This window comes from Streptococcus suis, assembly GCA_022354845.1.
Taxonomy (GTDB): Bacteria; Bacillota; Bacilli; order Lactobacillales; family Streptococcaceae; genus Streptococcus; species Streptococcus suis_AA.
The window spans coordinates 1,525,923-1,541,099 of record CP031970.1 but is presented as its reverse complement, the minus strand read 5'-3'; the positions used below and the strand labels follow the sequence as shown (position 1 = coordinate 1,541,099).

At 39.3% G+C, this 15,177-nt stretch carries 17 protein-coding genes and 1 pseudogene; 13 read left to right on the top strand and 5 right to left on the bottom strand.

Translation table 11 applies throughout. From position 1 onward, the window contains the following. Positions 1-65: 65 nt before the first annotated feature. Positions 66-974, bottom strand: a complete 909-nt coding sequence (locus tag D2A30_08105; protein ULL21536.1) for a neutral zinc metallopeptidase — start codon at positions 972-974, stop codon at positions 66-68. Between the two features lie 167 nt (positions 975-1,141). Between D2A30_08105 and D2A30_08100 the strand changes: the two genes are divergently transcribed. The 12 genes from D2A30_08100 to D2A30_08045 all read left to right on the top strand — a co-directional run bounded on the left by D2A30_08100 (position 1,142) and on the right by D2A30_08045 (position 10,579). Beyond that, positions 1,142-2,485: an exodeoxyribonuclease VII large subunit gene (locus D2A30_08100; GenBank protein ID ULL21535.1), complete on the top strand. Its 1,344-nt coding sequence runs from the start codon at positions 1,142-1,144 to the stop codon at positions 2,483-2,485. Beyond that, positions 2,460-2,675: an exodeoxyribonuclease VII small subunit gene (locus D2A30_08095; GenBank protein ULL21534.1), complete on the top strand. Its 216-nt coding sequence runs from the start codon at positions 2,460-2,462 to the stop codon at positions 2,673-2,675. The genes D2A30_08100 and D2A30_08095 overlap by 26 nt, the downstream gene beginning before the upstream one ends. Continuing rightward, positions 2,675-3,544, top strand: a complete 870-nt coding sequence (locus D2A30_08090; protein ULL21533.1) for a polyprenyl synthetase family protein — start codon at positions 2,675-2,677, stop codon at positions 3,542-3,544. Before D2A30_08095 ends, D2A30_08090 begins: the two co-directional genes overlap by 1 nt. Next, positions 3,537-4,358, top strand: coding sequence for a TlyA family RNA methyltransferase (locus D2A30_08085; protein ULL21532.1), 822 nt, complete (start codon positions 3,537-3,539; stop codon positions 4,356-4,358). Before D2A30_08090 ends, D2A30_08085 begins: the two co-directional genes overlap by 8 nt. Next, complete coding sequence (locus D2A30_08080) at positions 4,351-4,776, top strand: arginine repressor (GenBank protein ULL21531.1); 426 nt, start codon at positions 4,351-4,353, stop codon at positions 4,774-4,776. The genes D2A30_08085 and D2A30_08080 overlap by 8 nt, the downstream gene beginning before the upstream one ends. A gap of 3 nt (positions 4,777-4,779) precedes the next feature. Next, on the top strand, positions 4,780-6,435 hold the full coding sequence (gene recN / locus D2A30_08075) for a DNA repair protein RecN (protein ULL21530.1): 1,656 nt from the start codon (positions 4,780-4,782) through the stop codon (positions 6,433-6,435). 134 nt (positions 6,436-6,569) lie between these two features. Further along, positions 6,570-7,220 carry an HD domain-containing protein gene (locus D2A30_08070; protein ULL22020.1) on the top strand — a complete coding sequence of 217 codons (651 nt, stop codon included), beginning with the start codon at positions 6,570-6,572 and terminating at the stop codon, positions 7,218-7,220. A 242-nt stretch (positions 7,221-7,462) separates the two neighbouring features. Further along, entirely contained in the window at positions 7,463-7,843 is a 381-nt protein-coding gene (locus D2A30_08065; GenBank protein ULL21529.1) for a hypothetical protein, read from the top strand. A 146-nt stretch (positions 7,844-7,989) separates the two neighbouring features. Beyond that, positions 7,990-8,823, top strand: coding sequence for a DegV family protein (locus tag D2A30_08060; protein ULL21528.1), 834 nt, complete (start codon positions 7,990-7,992; stop codon positions 8,821-8,823). Next, positions 8,816-9,652 (top strand): GDSL family lipase, encoded by an 837-nt coding sequence (locus D2A30_08055; GenBank protein ID ULL21527.1) that lies wholly within the window; start codon positions 8,816-8,818, stop codon positions 9,650-9,652. Before D2A30_08060 ends, D2A30_08055 begins: the two co-directional genes overlap by 8 nt. Beyond that, positions 9,621-10,220: a DUF2140 family protein gene (locus D2A30_08050; GenBank protein ULL21526.1), complete on the top strand. Its 600-nt coding sequence runs from the start codon at positions 9,621-9,623 to the stop codon at positions 10,218-10,220. Before D2A30_08055 ends, D2A30_08050 begins: the two co-directional genes overlap by 32 nt. Before the next feature lie 83 nt (positions 10,221-10,303). Then, the gene (locus D2A30_08045; protein ULL21525.1) at positions 10,304-10,579 is read left to right on the top strand and encodes an HU family DNA-binding protein; all 276 of its coding nucleotides are present in this window, start codon (positions 10,304-10,306) and stop codon (positions 10,577-10,579) included. 256 nt (positions 10,580-10,835) lie between these two features. On the opposite strand, the pseudogene D2A30_08040 reads toward D2A30_08045, so the two are convergent. The 4 genes and pseudogenes from D2A30_08040 to D2A30_08025 form a co-directional block, all read right to left on the bottom strand. Further along, a pseudogene (locus D2A30_08040) lies at positions 10,836-11,749 on the bottom strand (site-specific integrase). Between the two features lie 123 nt (positions 11,750-11,872). Then, a complete protein-coding gene (locus tag D2A30_08035; GenBank protein ULL21524.1) occupies positions 11,873-12,730 on the bottom strand; it encodes an Abi family protein in 858 nt (285 codons plus the stop codon). A 227-nt stretch (positions 12,731-12,957) separates the two neighbouring features. Continuing rightward, the gene (locus D2A30_08030; protein ULL21523.1) at positions 12,958-13,296 is read right to left on the bottom strand and encodes a DUF898 family protein; all 339 of its coding nucleotides are present in this window, start codon (positions 13,294-13,296) and stop codon (positions 12,958-12,960) included. Positions 13,297-13,383: 87 nt separating this feature from the next. Beyond that, a complete protein-coding gene (locus D2A30_08025; protein ULL21522.1) occupies positions 13,384-14,160 on the bottom strand; it encodes an XRE family transcriptional regulator in 777 nt (258 codons plus the stop codon). 545 nt (positions 14,161-14,705) lie between these two features. On the opposite strand from D2A30_08025, the gene D2A30_08020 reads away from it, so the two are divergent. After that, complete coding sequence (locus D2A30_08020; protein ULL21521.1) at positions 14,706-15,173, top strand: GNAT family N-acetyltransferase; 468 nt, start codon at positions 14,706-14,708, stop codon at positions 15,171-15,173. Positions 15,174-15,177: the final 4 nt, after the last annotated feature.

Below are 15,177 nucleotides of genomic sequence, written 5' to 3'. Positions count from 1 at the left end.
ATGAGATAAAAACAAACGAATAAATCAAAAATCCCCAATCATGCACAGATGATTGAGGATTTTTATTAGGGATTTTCTACTGAAAATGTATCTGCATGGGCAAGATCACCATAGGTGTACCCAAGGTTAAACCATTTTTTTCGCTGTTCGGAGGTTCCATGGGTGAAACTGTCTGGAACGGTGCGGCCATAGGCTTCTTGCTGTAGGGTATCATCGCCGACAGCATGAGCTGCATTCATGGCTTCGTCGATGTCCCCAGCATCTAGTATACCTTGACCATCTACATATTTAGCCCAAGCCCCAGCATAGTAATCAGCCTGCAGTTCGAGACGAACGTTCAGGGCATTTCCTTCTTCATCTGATAATTGTGCTCGTTTTTGATGGTATGCCCCAAGAACTTCCAATTCATTTTGGACATGGTGTCCAACTTCGTGGGCAACGACATAGGCCATCGCGAAGTCACCAGACGCCTTGTATTTGCTAGATAATTCTTGGTAAAATGATGTGTCGATATAAATTTTACGGTCAGCTGAGCAGTAAAATGGCCCAGCTTGAGCAGATCCGATACCGCAGCCCGTTTGGGTCTGATCGGTATAGAAAACCATGGTAGGTGCTGAGTAGGTTAAATCATTGGCTTCAAATTCTTGGATCCAAAAATCTTCTGTTGAGCCTAACACCTTACTCATAAATTCAGCATCGGCATCAGACACATTTGTACCTGTGGTGGTGACTTGACTGGACTGATAAGAATTCGTTCCAGTAGAAGGAGAGAGCAATCCACCTAAATTAGACATTCCACCGAATGCTAATAGTAGGATGAGGACTAGCAATTTTCCTTTCCACCCGAGACGTGAAAACAATAAGCCTAATAAGACGTTTCCTCCCGATGAACCTGACGAATAGGACGAGCCAGAACTAGATTGGCCACGTCGGTCCTCAATATTGGAACTTTTTCGTAAATTATCTAATTTCATATATCCTCCCCAGAAACTCTCCACATCGTTTCTTCTAATCTTTCATAAACTATTATATAGTAAAATACCGAAAATAGCACATGAAAGCGTTTGGAATTTATGGGTTAGGTTCTGTATAATAGTGCAAAATTTGGTATAATAGTACGATACTGACAGAAGGAGTGGGCATGGTTGAATATTTATCGGTTAGTCATCTAACGAAGTATTTGAAATTAAAATTTGACCGAGATCCGTACTTGGAGAGGGTCTACTTGACAGGTCAGGTATCTAACTTCCGCAAACGACCTTCCCATCAATATTTTTCGCTCAAGGATGATAAGGCGGTCATTCAGGCGACGATGTGGGCGGGTGTTTATAAACAGTTGGGCTTTGAACTTGAAGAGGGAATGAAAATCAACGCTGTCGGACGTGTCCAGCTTTATGAACCGAGTGGTTCCTATTCCATTGTCATTGAGAAAGCTGAGCCAGATGGTATTGGTGCTTTAGCAATAAAGTTTGAACAGCTGAAACAAGCTCTGACACAGGAAGGATTGTTCAAGCAAGAGTTTAAGCAGGAGTTGCCTCGGTTTACCAAGAAAATTGGGGTCATTACTAGTCCGAGCGGAGCTGTTATTCAGGATATTATTACGACAGTCAGCAGGCGATTTCCTGGAGTGGAAATACTTCTCTATCCTACAAAGGTTCAAGGAGATGGTGCCGCTCAGGAGGTTGTTGCCAATATACAAAGAGCCAATGAACGGGATGATTTGGATGTTCTGATTGTTGGTCGTGGTGGTGGCTCAATTGAGGACCTCTGGGCATTCAATGAGGAAGTAGTCGTTCGGGCAATTTTTGAATCCCGTATTCCTATTATTTCTAGTGTCGGTCATGAAACCGATACAACCCTGGCAGATTTTGTAGCAGATCGCAGAGCAGCCACCCCGACAGCTGCAGCAGAATTGGCAACACCTGTGACCAAGGCAGACCTGCTGGGCTATCTCAATCAGCAGGAAAATAGAGCCTATCAGGCCATGGGAAATCGATTGAAATTCTTAAGAGGTCAGCTTGAAAAAATTAGCCAGTCAGTCATGTTTCGTCAGCCTGAACGCTTGTATGATGGTTATTTACAAAAATTAGACCGCTTGACCAATCAATTGCAAATGCGTATGAAAGAAGTATATAGCCAGCAGAAACAGGCTAGTCTCTTGCTAAATCAGCGGCTATTAGGGATGCAACTTGGTCGTAAAGTAGAGAGCTTCAAAGAGAGAATCATCCAGCAGGAACGACTCTTGAAAAACAATATGACGAACATCTATAACCATAAACTGGCTAAGGCGGATAAATTGATTGAGGCCTTGACCATGCTGGATACTAGCCGTATTGTGGCTCGAGGCTATGCGATGGTTTTACAAGATGGGCGAGTCATAGATAGTGTAGAAAACGTACAAATGGGTGAGAATCTAACCATTCAAATGAAGAATGGTCAACTTGATGTGGAGGTAAAGCATGTCCAAACAGACGAAAACATTTGAAGAAAATTTAGCTGAATTAGAAGGTATCGTAACCAAATTGGAACGAGGAGATGTGGCTTTGGAAGAAGCACTTGCTGAGTTTCAAAAAGGGATGGTCCTATCGAAAGACCTACAAAAGACGTTAGCAGAAGCTGAAAAGACCTTGGTTAAGGTCATACAGGCGGATGGTAGTGAAGCGGAGCTTGGTTAATGGTAGCTAACAAATTGCATATCCTAGAGGAAACCATGGCTGACTTTTACCAGCCTCAAGTGGCTGAACGACTCAACCAATCGGTCCTTTACTCGCTACAAGCTGGTGGCAAACGGATTCGCCCCCTGCTCTTGTTGACTGTATTGGAGTCTTTTGGGATAGAGTTGCAGCCTGCTCATTATCAAGTGGCAGCATGCGTAGAGTTGATTCATACTGGGAGTTTAATTCATGATGACTTGCCTGCTATGGACGATGATGATTTCCGTCGTGGACGTTTGACCAATCACAAGGCTTATGATGAAGCAACTGCAATTTTAGCTGGTGATAGTCTCTTTTTAGATCCTTTTGGATTTTTGGCTCAAGTTCATTTACCTGCTGAGACAATCGTTGCTCTCGTGAGAGAGCTTTCTCAGGCATCTGGGACCTTTGGAATGGTTGCTGGCCAAGTGTTGGATATGGCTGGTGAAGGGCAGTCTCTGTCCTTGGAGCAATTACAAACCATTCATGCCAATAAAACTGGGAAATTATTGACATTTGCTTTTGTAGCAGCTGGTTTGATTGCTGGTCAGACAGATGCGATTATCCACCATTTGCAAAATGCTGGTCAGCTTGTCGGTCTAGCCTTTCAAGTCCGGGATGATATTTTGGATGTGACAGCCACTTTTGAGGAAATCGGAAAAACACCCCAAAAAGATTTATTGGCTGAGAAATCTACCTACCCTGCCCTAATGGGCTTGGAAGCCTCAAAAGTTTTTCTAGAGGACACCCTGAATCAAGCAATCAGCGAGCTAGATCAAGTGGCTAAACTAGTCCCATTTTCAACAAAAGAAATCAAAGAAATCATAGAAAGTTTACGAATTAATGGCTAAGGAAAGAGTAGATGTATTAGCTTATAAACAGGGGCTTTTCGAGACGAGAGAGCAGGCCAAACGTGGTGTTATGGCTGGATTGGTCGTATCGGTCATCAATGGTGAACGTTACGATAAACCCGGTGAGAAGATTGATGAGGGAATCGAACTTAAACTCAAGGGGGAAAAACTCAAATATGTCAGCCGCGGTGGTCTCAAATTGGAGAAAGCCTTGCAGGTTTTCCAATTATCGGTTGGGGGGCAAATAACAATTGATATTGGGGCATCAACAGGTGGATTTACGGATGTTATGTTGCAGGCTGGTGCTAAGCAGGTTTATGCAGTAGATGTCGGTACCAATCAACTCGCTTGGAAATTGCGTCAGGATGAGCGCGTGATTAGTATGGAACAGTACAATTTCCGCTATGCTGAGTTGGGAGATTTCGAACTTGGTCAACCAAGTTTTGCATCTATTGACGTCAGCTTTATTTCACTGAGTCTGATTTTGCCAGCACTCCATCGTATATTAGTGGATGGTGGTCAGGTTGTAGCCTTGGTCAAACCACAATTTGAGGCAGGACGTGAGCAGATTGGGAAAAATGGCATTGTCAAGGATAAATCCGTTCACTTGAAAGTATTGGAAGATGTTACAGCAATGGCTATCGAAAATGGCTATTCAGTTAAGGCACTTAGTTTCTCTCCAGTTCAAGGAGGTCATGGGAATATCGAATTCCTGGCTCACCTAGAGAAATCCATTCAACCAAGTACGATTGCAAAAGAGGAATTAACAAAAGTAGTTTATCAAGCACACGAGGAATTTAAAAAGGATGAATAAACGAGAACGATTAGAAGTCATTAAAGATTTGGTAGTTCGATTTCCGATTGATACACAGGAAGAAATTGTTGACCGACTTGAAGCTATGGGTGTTCATGCCACACAGGCAACGGTCTCTCGTGATATTAAGGAATTGGGCATTATTAAGGTACCTGCTAAGGATAAGGGCTATATTTATGGCTTATCAAAGGGTAGTGGGCAAAAGAATAAGACATCAAAGCTATTAAAGTATGATTCCATGGGGCAGATGCTAAATTTGGTCTTGGTTCCTGGCAGTACTGCAGTTTTCAAGCGCCAAATTTTGGAGCAGTTCGAAGAATGTCTTTTTAGTGTCATTGCAGATGATGATAGCATTTTAATCATTCTAAAGGACAGTGATATGATGCCTCAAATAGTTCAATCCATTAGAAGTTGGTAGACCATGTTACTAGAGGTTTCGATAAAAAATTTCGCGATTATTGAGCATGTTTCATTGAATTTTGAAAAAGGGATGACCATCTTGTCTGGTGAAACTGGTGCTGGGAAGTCCATTATTATTGATGCGATGAATTTGATGCTGGGTGCGCGTGCAACGACAGATGTGATTCGACATGGAGCTCCGAAAGCTGAAATTGAAGGGTTGTTTTCGTTTGAAAATAGCAGAGCAGTGAAGCAGGTTTTGACTGACCAAGGGATTGAGGTTGCAGATGAGTTGATTATTCGCCGCGAAATCCTTCAAAATGGGCGTTCAGTTAGCCGTGTAAATGGGCAAATGGTAAACCTATCTGTTTTGAAGCAAATTGGCCAACATTTAGTAGATATCCATGGTCAGCATGACCAAGAAGAACTCATGAAAGCCCAATACCATATTCAACTGCTGGATAGTTTTGGGGATGATGAGTTTTGGAACTTAAAAGAAGACTATCAAACACAATTTGAAGCCTATCGTCAACTCAGAAAGAGAGTTGCTGAGAAGCGTAAGAACGAGGAAGAGCATAAGGCTCGGATTGAAATGCTGGAGTACCAAATTGCCGAAATCGAGGCAGCTAATTTAGCGGTGGGTGAAGATAGACAACTTCAACAGGAGCGGGATAAGCTATTGAACCACAAACAGATTGCGGATACCTTGGCTAATTCCTATGCTCTTTTGGATAATGAAGAATTTTCTAGCTTAAATAATCTACGTTCGGCTATGAGCGATTTACAAAGTTTGGAAGAATTTGATCCGGAATATAAATTGCTCTCTACAAGTTTGACGGAAGCCTATTATGTTGTGGAAGATGTGGCAAAACGGTTAAGTGATATTGTTGATGCTTTGGATTTTGATGGCAACCGACTCCTACAACTGGAGAGCCGTCTGGACTTGCTCAACACGATTACAAAAAAATATGGTGGAACAGTTGATGATGTTTTAGCCTATTTTGAAAAAATCACAGAAGAATACAATCTCTTGACGGGAAATACTGTTTCTGATGAAGATCTTGAAAATCACGTCAAGTTATTGGAAAAAGATGTGATTTCCTTGGCCAACCAATTAAGTTCAGCTAGACATGATTTGGCTCAACAATTAGAGTATGTTATTCGTCAAGAATTGCAGGACCTTTATATGGATAAAGCCCAATTTCAGGTTCGCTTTACGAAAGGGAAGTTTAATAGCGAAGGAAATGAAGCTATAGAATTTTATATTTCTACAAACCCCGGTGAAGATTTTAAACCCCTGGTTAGAGTGGCATCAGGTGGTGAGCTGTCTCGATTGATGTTGGCTATCAAATCAGCCTTTGCTCGAAAAGAAGGCAAAACCTCCATTGTTTTTGATGAGGTTGATACAGGTGTATCAGGTCGTGTGGCACAGGCTATTGCCCAAAAAATCCATAAAATTGGACAATTTGGCCAAGTGTTGGCTATTTCGCATTTACCACAAGTCATTGCTATTGCTGATTACCAATTCTACATTGAAAAAGTATCGGATGACCATTCTACGGTCTCAAGGGTTCGTTTGCTCAGTCCTGAAGAACGAATTGAAGAAATTGCGAAGATGTTGGCAGGAGATAGGGTAACTGATGCTGCGAGAGAGCAAGCTAAGCAACTACTTAAATAAGTAATGGATGGAAAAAATATATTCGAATGTATTAGCTTTTAGAGCAATTCAAATGACTATATTTTCATTTATGTTTTCATTAATATAATAGGGGCTGGATGGGATTTCCAGTCTCTTTTTTGGAGAAGGAAGTTATGGACCAGGCACAAATTGTACAAAACGTCGCAAAATATGTTGAAGAAAAAATGATAGGAGAAGGTAGTGGTCATGATTGGTGGCACATTGTCCGAGTTCGAAATATGGCTGAGCGAATAGCAGAAGCGGAAGGTGGAAATCTATTTATCTGTCAGATAGCGGCCTTGGTTCATGACTTAGCTGATGATAAATTAGTTGATGATGAGAAACAGGCATTGGAAGACATTCGTCAGCTACTATCTCATCAAGGTTGTTCCGAGTCTGATATTGAAGCGATTATGGATATTATTCAAAATATGTCCTTTAAAGGTGGGCAAGCTCATCAGAGGCCCCTTAGTTTAGAAGGTAAGATTGTACAAGATGCTGACCGCTTGGATGCGATAGGTGCAATAGGAATTGCTCGGACAATGGCTTACTCTGGCAATAAAAATCGGGTGATTCATATTCCAAATTTGAAGGTGCGTGAGGATATGACGGTAGAAGAATATCGTTCCACTAATGGCTCTGCTATTACCCATTTTTATGAAAAACTACTGAAGTTAAAAGACTTGATGAATACTGAAACAGGGAAAAACCTAGCTCATGGCCGCCATGATTTTCTGGAACTGTATTTGCAACAATTTTATCAGGAGTGGGATGGAAAACGTTAACTCGTTGATAGGTTGTGAATGATATTTCGACATTATAAAATACAAAAAAATGAATAAAAACGCTTTACAAAGATATAAAAATGTAATAAAATATGTGCAAAAGATACTTGAGTCAATTTTTATCTAAAACGACATAGAGTTTCATTAGAGGAATCTCAACAAAATGGAGTTTCTTCCTCTGAAAACTGAGTGTGCAAAAGGCAATTATGCCATTAAAATAAAACAGATAGAAGGTGAGCTGGATGAAACGATTGGAACTTTTCTGTGTACTTTTATTCGGTATTAGTTTGTTTTTACCATTTTCTAGTGCTTTAGATCTAGCGAATTATTCATTTGTCCAAATAAATGGTTGGAAGTTTTTTAGCCAATATCCAATTGTGACAATTCTTGCGGTCATCCTATTTTTGCTTCTAACCTTTCAGCTTATCCATTCAAAAATAATCAATTCTTTGTTGACTCTCTTTCTTGGAATTCTTGTTATCTATCTTTACAGTATTCCTTTGGGAGAGATTGCTCAGTTGTCAAAAGAGTTGTTACAACAATTGCCAGTTGGTTATTATGCAAGTGCTTTGCTGGTATTTGTGATGGGATCATTAACGATTCATAAAACATTTTTCCGCTAGATATCTTGTGATTTTTCATGATATGACGACTAAAAACACTCTTTATTCGAGTATTTAGTCGTCATTTTCGTTTCTCCTAGTTCATTTTTAATACAAGATTTGATATAATAGAAACAATAATTTGATGAGAAATGTAGGAAAAGATTATGTCAACAGTCAAGATTGTAACGGATTCGAGCACCACTATTGAACCGCAACTGGTGGAAGAATTAGGGATTACGGTAGTGCCATTATCTGTCATGATAGACGGAGTTTTGTACTCAGATAGCAATTTGAAAGAAGGCGAATTTCTTAACTTGATGAGAAATTCAAAAAATTTGCCCAAGACCAGTCAGCCACCGGTTGGTTTATTTGCAGAGACATTTTCAGACTTGGCAAAAGATGGTAGTCAGATTATTGCAATTGTTTTGTCACATGCATTATCTGGTACTGTTGAAGCAGCTCGTCAAGGAGGAGTCCTTTCGGGAGTAGATGTGACAGTTGTCGACTCAACGTTTACTGACCAAGCCGCTAAGTTCCAAGTTGTTGAAGCAGCTCGTCTTGCAAAAGAGGGAGCCAGTAAAGAAGAGATTCTTGCAGCTATTGAAAGAGTGCGGACAAAAACGGAGCTCTATATTGGTGTCTCCACTCTTGAAAACTTGGTAAAAGGTGGTAGAATTGGTCGTGTTACAGGACTAATCAGTTCATTACTTAACATTCGTGTGATTATGGAAATGAAAAACCATCAGCTAGAGCCAGTTGTTAAGGGACGTGGAGCAAAAACGTTTAAAAAATGGCTCGATGAGTTTATCAATAAGATTGCGGATAAGAAAATTGCTGAAATTGGTATTTCCTATGCAGGTGGCCCAGAGTTTGCTAATGAAATGAAAGAAAAATTACAGCCCTATGTTCAAGCTCCCATTTCAGTTTTAGAAACAGGTTCTATTATTCAGACCCATACAGGGGAAGATGCTTGGGCCATTCTAGTGCACTATGAATAATCGAAAAATTATTCAGGCCCTTGTTTTCTTTTTTCTGAGTTTATTGCTTTCTATTTTTCTCGCAAATTTGGTAATTCCAAAGGCTAGTTCAAAGTTGACTGCAGAAGATAGTACAAAAGTCGAACAACCATCCCTTTACTATCTTGCCGTAGGTGATTCGTTGACAGAAGGAGTTGGTGATACAACTGGTCAGGGAGGTTTTGCTACTTTACTAGCAAACTCATTTACAAATGAGTTTGGTTATCAGGTGACCTACCGAAATTTTGGGATTTCAGGCAATACTAGTAGCCAGATTTACAAGCGAATGAAAGAGGACTCAGATTTAGCAGAAGCATTAAAAGACGCAGATGTGATGACCCTTACTGTTGGTGGCAATGATTTGCGGAAGGTTATATTAAAAAATTTTACCAATTTGGATGTCTCAACTTTTGATAAACCAGCAACAGAGTATGGTAAACGGCTTGAAAAGATTATTCGTCGTGCTCGTGAAAACAATCCCAACCTTCCTATTTATGTTATTGGAATTTATAATCCCTTCTATTTGAATTTTCCGGAACTGACAGATATGCAATTGGTTGTGGATAAATGGAATCAAGAAACAGAATCACGAACTAGGAAATTCTCAGGGGTTTACTTTGTGCCTATCAATGATTTATTGTATAAGGGCTTAGAAGGGGAACAAGGAGTTAGTGTGAATACTTCTAAGATAGCAAATAATTTACTATATGGGGAAGACAGTTTTCACCCTAATAACACGGGATATGAAATTATAAAGCAAGCAGTAATGGAGAAAATTCGTGTCACAAAAGAAGAATGGAAAAATAAATAGTTGGAAATGGCTTTTTTTAATCCTACTTGCTATGGTTTTAGGAACAAGTATTGTTGTGATCAGTCGTTTGGAGAGTAAGCGTGAGGATTTAACAAAGTTGGTTCCAACAAATAGTGAAGATGCAAAGGTTGGTCGTTTTGAGACCAATAAGGAGCAGTTAAATGCTACCATTGCTGAGTATTTGAAAGAGTATCAAACAGACACCTTTCAATATAAGGTTTACTTGACAAGCCAGTTAGCGATTTTTGAAGGTGATTATCAGCTTCTGGGGATGGATATTCCTTTGTATATCTACTTTTTTCCCAGTCGTTTAGAAGATGGTAGTATTTCTTTAGCAGTACAAGAAATTTCAGCAGGGACTCTTTCATTACCAAAAGGAGAAGTGTTAACCTATCTTCAAAAAAATTATAAACTACCGGATATTGTAAAAATAGATGCTGAAAACGCGACGATTCAGATTCAACTACCTGCTATTGAGAATAAATTTGGACTTTATGGAAAAGTGAATACGATTGATTTATACAATGACCAGATCGTTGTTGATATCTATAGAAAAGTGCAAAGATGATAGAAAAAACTTGACCAAATGCCCAAAATCCGGTACTATATTAAGGTGAGTAATAACTCGAAAACAATTGGAGGACTTAGCAAATGGCTAATAAACAAGATTTGATTGCAAAAGTTGCAGAAGCAACTTCATTGACTAAAAAAGATTCAGCAGCAGCTGTTGATGCTGTATTTGGAGCAGTAGCTGACTACCTCGCAGCTGGTGAAAAAGTACAATTGATCGGTTTCGGTAACTTTGAAGTTCGTGAGCGTTCAGCACGTAAAGGTCGCAACCCACAAACTGGTAAAGAAATCGAAATCGCAGCTTCAAAAGTTCCAGCATTCAAAGCTGGTAAAGCTCTTAAGGATGCGGTAAAATAAAACAGTCTGGGGATAGACTGTTTTATCCCTCGCTTAAAAACAAAAGAGCGAGGCTAAGCGTAAAAAAGCCTATTGTATCAACGTTTCTGCGTTGTACAGTAGGCTTTTTTCTGTGTTTTGGGGCTCCCAGAGTCAGGGGAGTGACTCTGGGAGGTTGGAGATGAAGCAAAAGCCTTTTGCGTCAAAGAGTCAGGGGAGTGACTCTGGGAGGTTGGAGATGAAGCGAAAGCCTTTTGCATCAAAGAAGGGCATAAAATCAGTAATTTTCCATGATTTCAGCTACATTTGCCTTGAGTTTCTTTGTGACATGGGTGTAAATTTGGGTTGTAGTCTTAGCATCTGCATGTCCGACACGGTCCATGATAGCTTTCAAGTGAACTCTGTTTTCTGCTAAGCGACTGACTAAAGTATGACGGAAGATGTGATTGGTCAGATTTTTCTGGATTGGTTTATCTAACCTTTCATTTGCTTTCTTTAGCGCCAAGTTGAAAGAATTGGTCTGGATTGGAACACCGTTCTTAGTTGTGAAGATGTAACCCATATCCCGATAACGTGGGTTGGTATTCTTTTCTAGCTCATTCACGAATTCCAATTCCTCGATAATTTCCATTTCCCTTTTGGTCATGAATGTTTCACGATTTCCTCAAGATATTTTTCTTCCACCTTTTTCCAATCTTCCAAAGTCTTCTTAATCCGTGGCAACTTGGCTCTTCTTGATGGATTGTCTTTGGTGATGTCCAAGTCAACTGCATAATCAAAAGCAAGGTTGAGCATGGATTTGTTACGCTCTTTTTTATTCCTAGAGCAGTCCAGGTTGTCTAGGTAATTTTGGACGTATTTTGGGTCAATATTGACTACTTTGACGCCAATGCCGAAACTCTCTCTGATTTCTTTAATATTACCCTTCAGAGAAGCGATAGAGGTCCGTTTGATTTCTTGTTGGTAGAAAGTCCACCATTGGTCGAATAAATCAGTAAATAGCATTTCAGAGCTTTTCAGCTTGCTGAGGATGTCCGCTATCTTTGCATCCAGTATTTTCTGTGCTTGTTTCTGTGCTCTACTTGAATTACTTGTCAAGATTGTAGCTACTCTTTTCCACTTGCCAGTGTATGGGTCTTTATAACGTTCAAAAAATTTATATCTGCCGTCTGGAAGTTGTTCATCCCACATTGTTTTTTACCTCATTTTCTGATAAAATGGGTACGGTAAAGAGGGCCATTTAATGCCTATTCTTTATTGTACAAGATACCTCACACTCAAGGTTTGGCGACGGAGAGTGTGGGGATTTTTTTGTTAATTCAGCAAATTAAGCCAATTATCTGGGAAACCTAGGTCAATTGGTTGAATATTTTCGCTATACCTATTCATAATTTCAACGAATTTACCTCTATTGGTTTCCCAGATTGGAGAATCTTCCAAGAGGGTTTTTAGCATCAAAATATGAACAAACAATTTATTTGTATTATGACGTTTTGTGTGGTGCTTTTCCCAACGAGGGGTATTGATGAATGAAACTCCGTAGAGCCTCATATTGTGAGCAATTTTATTTCTTAGTATTCTTAGGTTATCAATCCAGCTATCCAAAGTACCAGGAGAGAGATTCAGTTCTTTGCTGATATTTTTCCTGTCTCTGCTAGGGATATTCTTATAGAGATATTTGAGATTTCCAAGTGTCAGCAAATTGACAGCTACCCAGATTGGGAATTGTCCACGGTACTTATTGATATGGTGCTTGACAAATAATACTTCACTATTATTAGCAATACTTTTTTGGAAATCGGTCATAAAGCGTTGATGATCTTTTGCTGATTTCCAATAGTTGGCATCTGTATAGATTAGAGGGTCATCTTTGTGATGAACCGCGATATTATATGCTATGCGTGTTTTTAGCATTTCCTCTGCTTCAGATATGAGGGACATCAAAATCGTTCTCATCTCACTATCGAAGTAATAGCGTGTGATGGCCAATTCTACGGATGTGCCAGGCTGATAGTGTCCTGTAATTTTATCTTTGAAGGGAAATAGGTAGCCTGTAATTGTATAATAATTGACATTTTGAAGGGTTCTATACGCTTTCTGATAGTCCGGTATATCTAATCCTCGTTCTTTCAACTGACTTAGTTGTTCATCAATTGTTTTACCTTGCTTCATAGCTGCTCCTTATAAAACAAAAAACGACTTAGCACTGGTACGCTGCAAGGTGCAAGCGTTGCTAAGTCTTAATCATAGGTATATGATAAAACATTAGCGAATATTTGTCAAACGAAAATGTTCTTAAAAAGATACTTTTGTTTTTTATATTGTATTTACCTCTCCCTATACACCTCCACGACTTTACGATGATAGTGGAATAGTCGGGTGGCAGTGCGCTTTTCGTCTTAACCAATATGATGCGTATGTTTAGTAATCCATTGATCAAGTTTGATATTTAACCAGAATGAGTAGATACCTAATGTAACGATAGTTAACAATAGCCATTTTATCCAGTTTCCGAATAACTGCATTGCAGATCCGTCAAAGTAGAGTCTTTGGCCATCGATTACTGTATGCTTAGTTTTCCAACTAATCATGATGCAAATTCCCCAAGGAGCGCATATACCAAAGGTGCAGATAGTAATTAGTGCAGCAAGTAAACTGTGTCCAATATAACTTAATAATCCGCCGTCAAAATAACTCTCGTTTTGTGTGTATACATTTACTGTGACGTTATTTTCCATATAAATCTCCTGCCCGTTTTTCGTGCTGTGGGCGTGCACGTATTTTTAATTAACAAAGTTATTAAACTCTTCAATTACCACAGGGGGTCATTTCTCCCTATAAATATCCACGACTTCCCCGATGGTTCGGAAGTCGGTGTCTGCTGTGATTGGGATGTTGTCATAGTCTTTATTGAGTGATTCTAAACAGTCGTTTTTTAATTTCTTGACATAATTTTCGCCGTCCACTTGAAAGATGCCGATTTTGTTTAGATCTACCTGGTCCTTGAGTTTAATAAATAAAAAGTCGCCGTTTTTGATTTTCGGCTCCATCGAATGACCAACGACGATAGCAACTGTGTCATAGTCTTTTTCATCTGGTATATCGTCTGCGTAGAAGTCTACCATAGTGTCATAGTCATCCTCTTGCCAGTAGCCTGTGCCTGCTGAGACTTTACCAGGTACAGATAAACTAAGACGCTTTCTAGCGTCGTATTCTGCACGTTTTTCTGATATATCAATGATTTTACCTTGCTCTTCGGCTAGAAGCATCCCAGAGGTTGCCAGAAGCTTATTCTTGCATGTCTCATTGAGCTTGGAATAGTTGGATAAGAGAATGGCTTGCCGTGGGTCGAAGTTGGGAAGAGGGATGGAAGAAGAAGGAATTGTGGATTTTTCTTCAATCAAATCCGATTTGTTAATTCCAAAATAATTTGCAAGTGATTCGATTTTATCGATTCTGGGATAGGTTTTAGCGTTTATCCAATCAGAAACGGTCATATATTTCAAATCTAAATCAGAACAGAGTTGGTTTCTATCAACCCCTTTTTTGTTCATGTAGTATTTTAGATTATTTGACATAACCTCTTTATTTCCTAATGACATAAGGTTATCCTCGCTTTCCAAAGATAATTTTACGTTTTTTCCGTGATAAAATCAAGAAAAAGCAAAAAATTCACGGGAAAAACAAAAAAAGTTGTTGATAACACGGAATAACCGTGATAAGCTATAATCAAGGTCAAGGAAATGACCGAATAAAACAGGAGGAAAAGCAACGATTTATTGGTTAGCTGGCTTGTTGGTTCTGTCATTTGTGATACGGCAGATTGTGAAGTGGAAAAAGAAGAAATAATAGCGGAAAGGAGGGGAGGGATAAGATGAGTAACTCTGGGAGGTTGGAGATGAAGCAAAAGCCTTTTGCGTCAAAGAAGGGCAAAATTTTGGTAATTTTCTATATTACACATTCTCGTTTTAATACAATAAAAAAAAACCAGCCTTGGCGGGCTGATTCTTTTTGGAGATTTATGAAAAATTTTAGGATACACTTATAGTATACATGAATTTTCAGATTCTTCATCGGTCTGCAGACCTATTTTGTTAAAAAATAAACATGTGCTATAATAGAAAAAATAAAAAAGGGGAGGTTTTTTATGACAATCCGTAAAGCCAGACCATCTGATATTCCAGTTTTAAATGAATTATTACAAGATATTTTACAGGTGCATCACCAGGCACGACCAGATATTTTTAAAAGTGAAGGTCAAAAATTTTCTGAGGCTAAATTAGTAGCACTTTTGGAAAATCCAGATAAGCCTATTTTTGTCTTTGAACTAGAGGGACAAGTGGTTGGGCATTTATTTTGTGAATTTAGGACTACAAGCGGTGATGTTTTAGAACCAATCAAGACCTTATTCATTGATGATTTGTGTGTAGCCAGCTCTATCCGTGGTCAAAAAATTGGTGAGCAACTGTATGAATTTGCTCTTTCCTATGCTAAGGAGCAGGGGTGCCACAATCTTACCTTGGATGTATGGGCTGACAATGCAGGAGCTGTCCGTTTTTATGAACGCCAAGGAATGAAACCACAAAAGTTCCGTATGGAGCAAATAATAAATTAAAAAA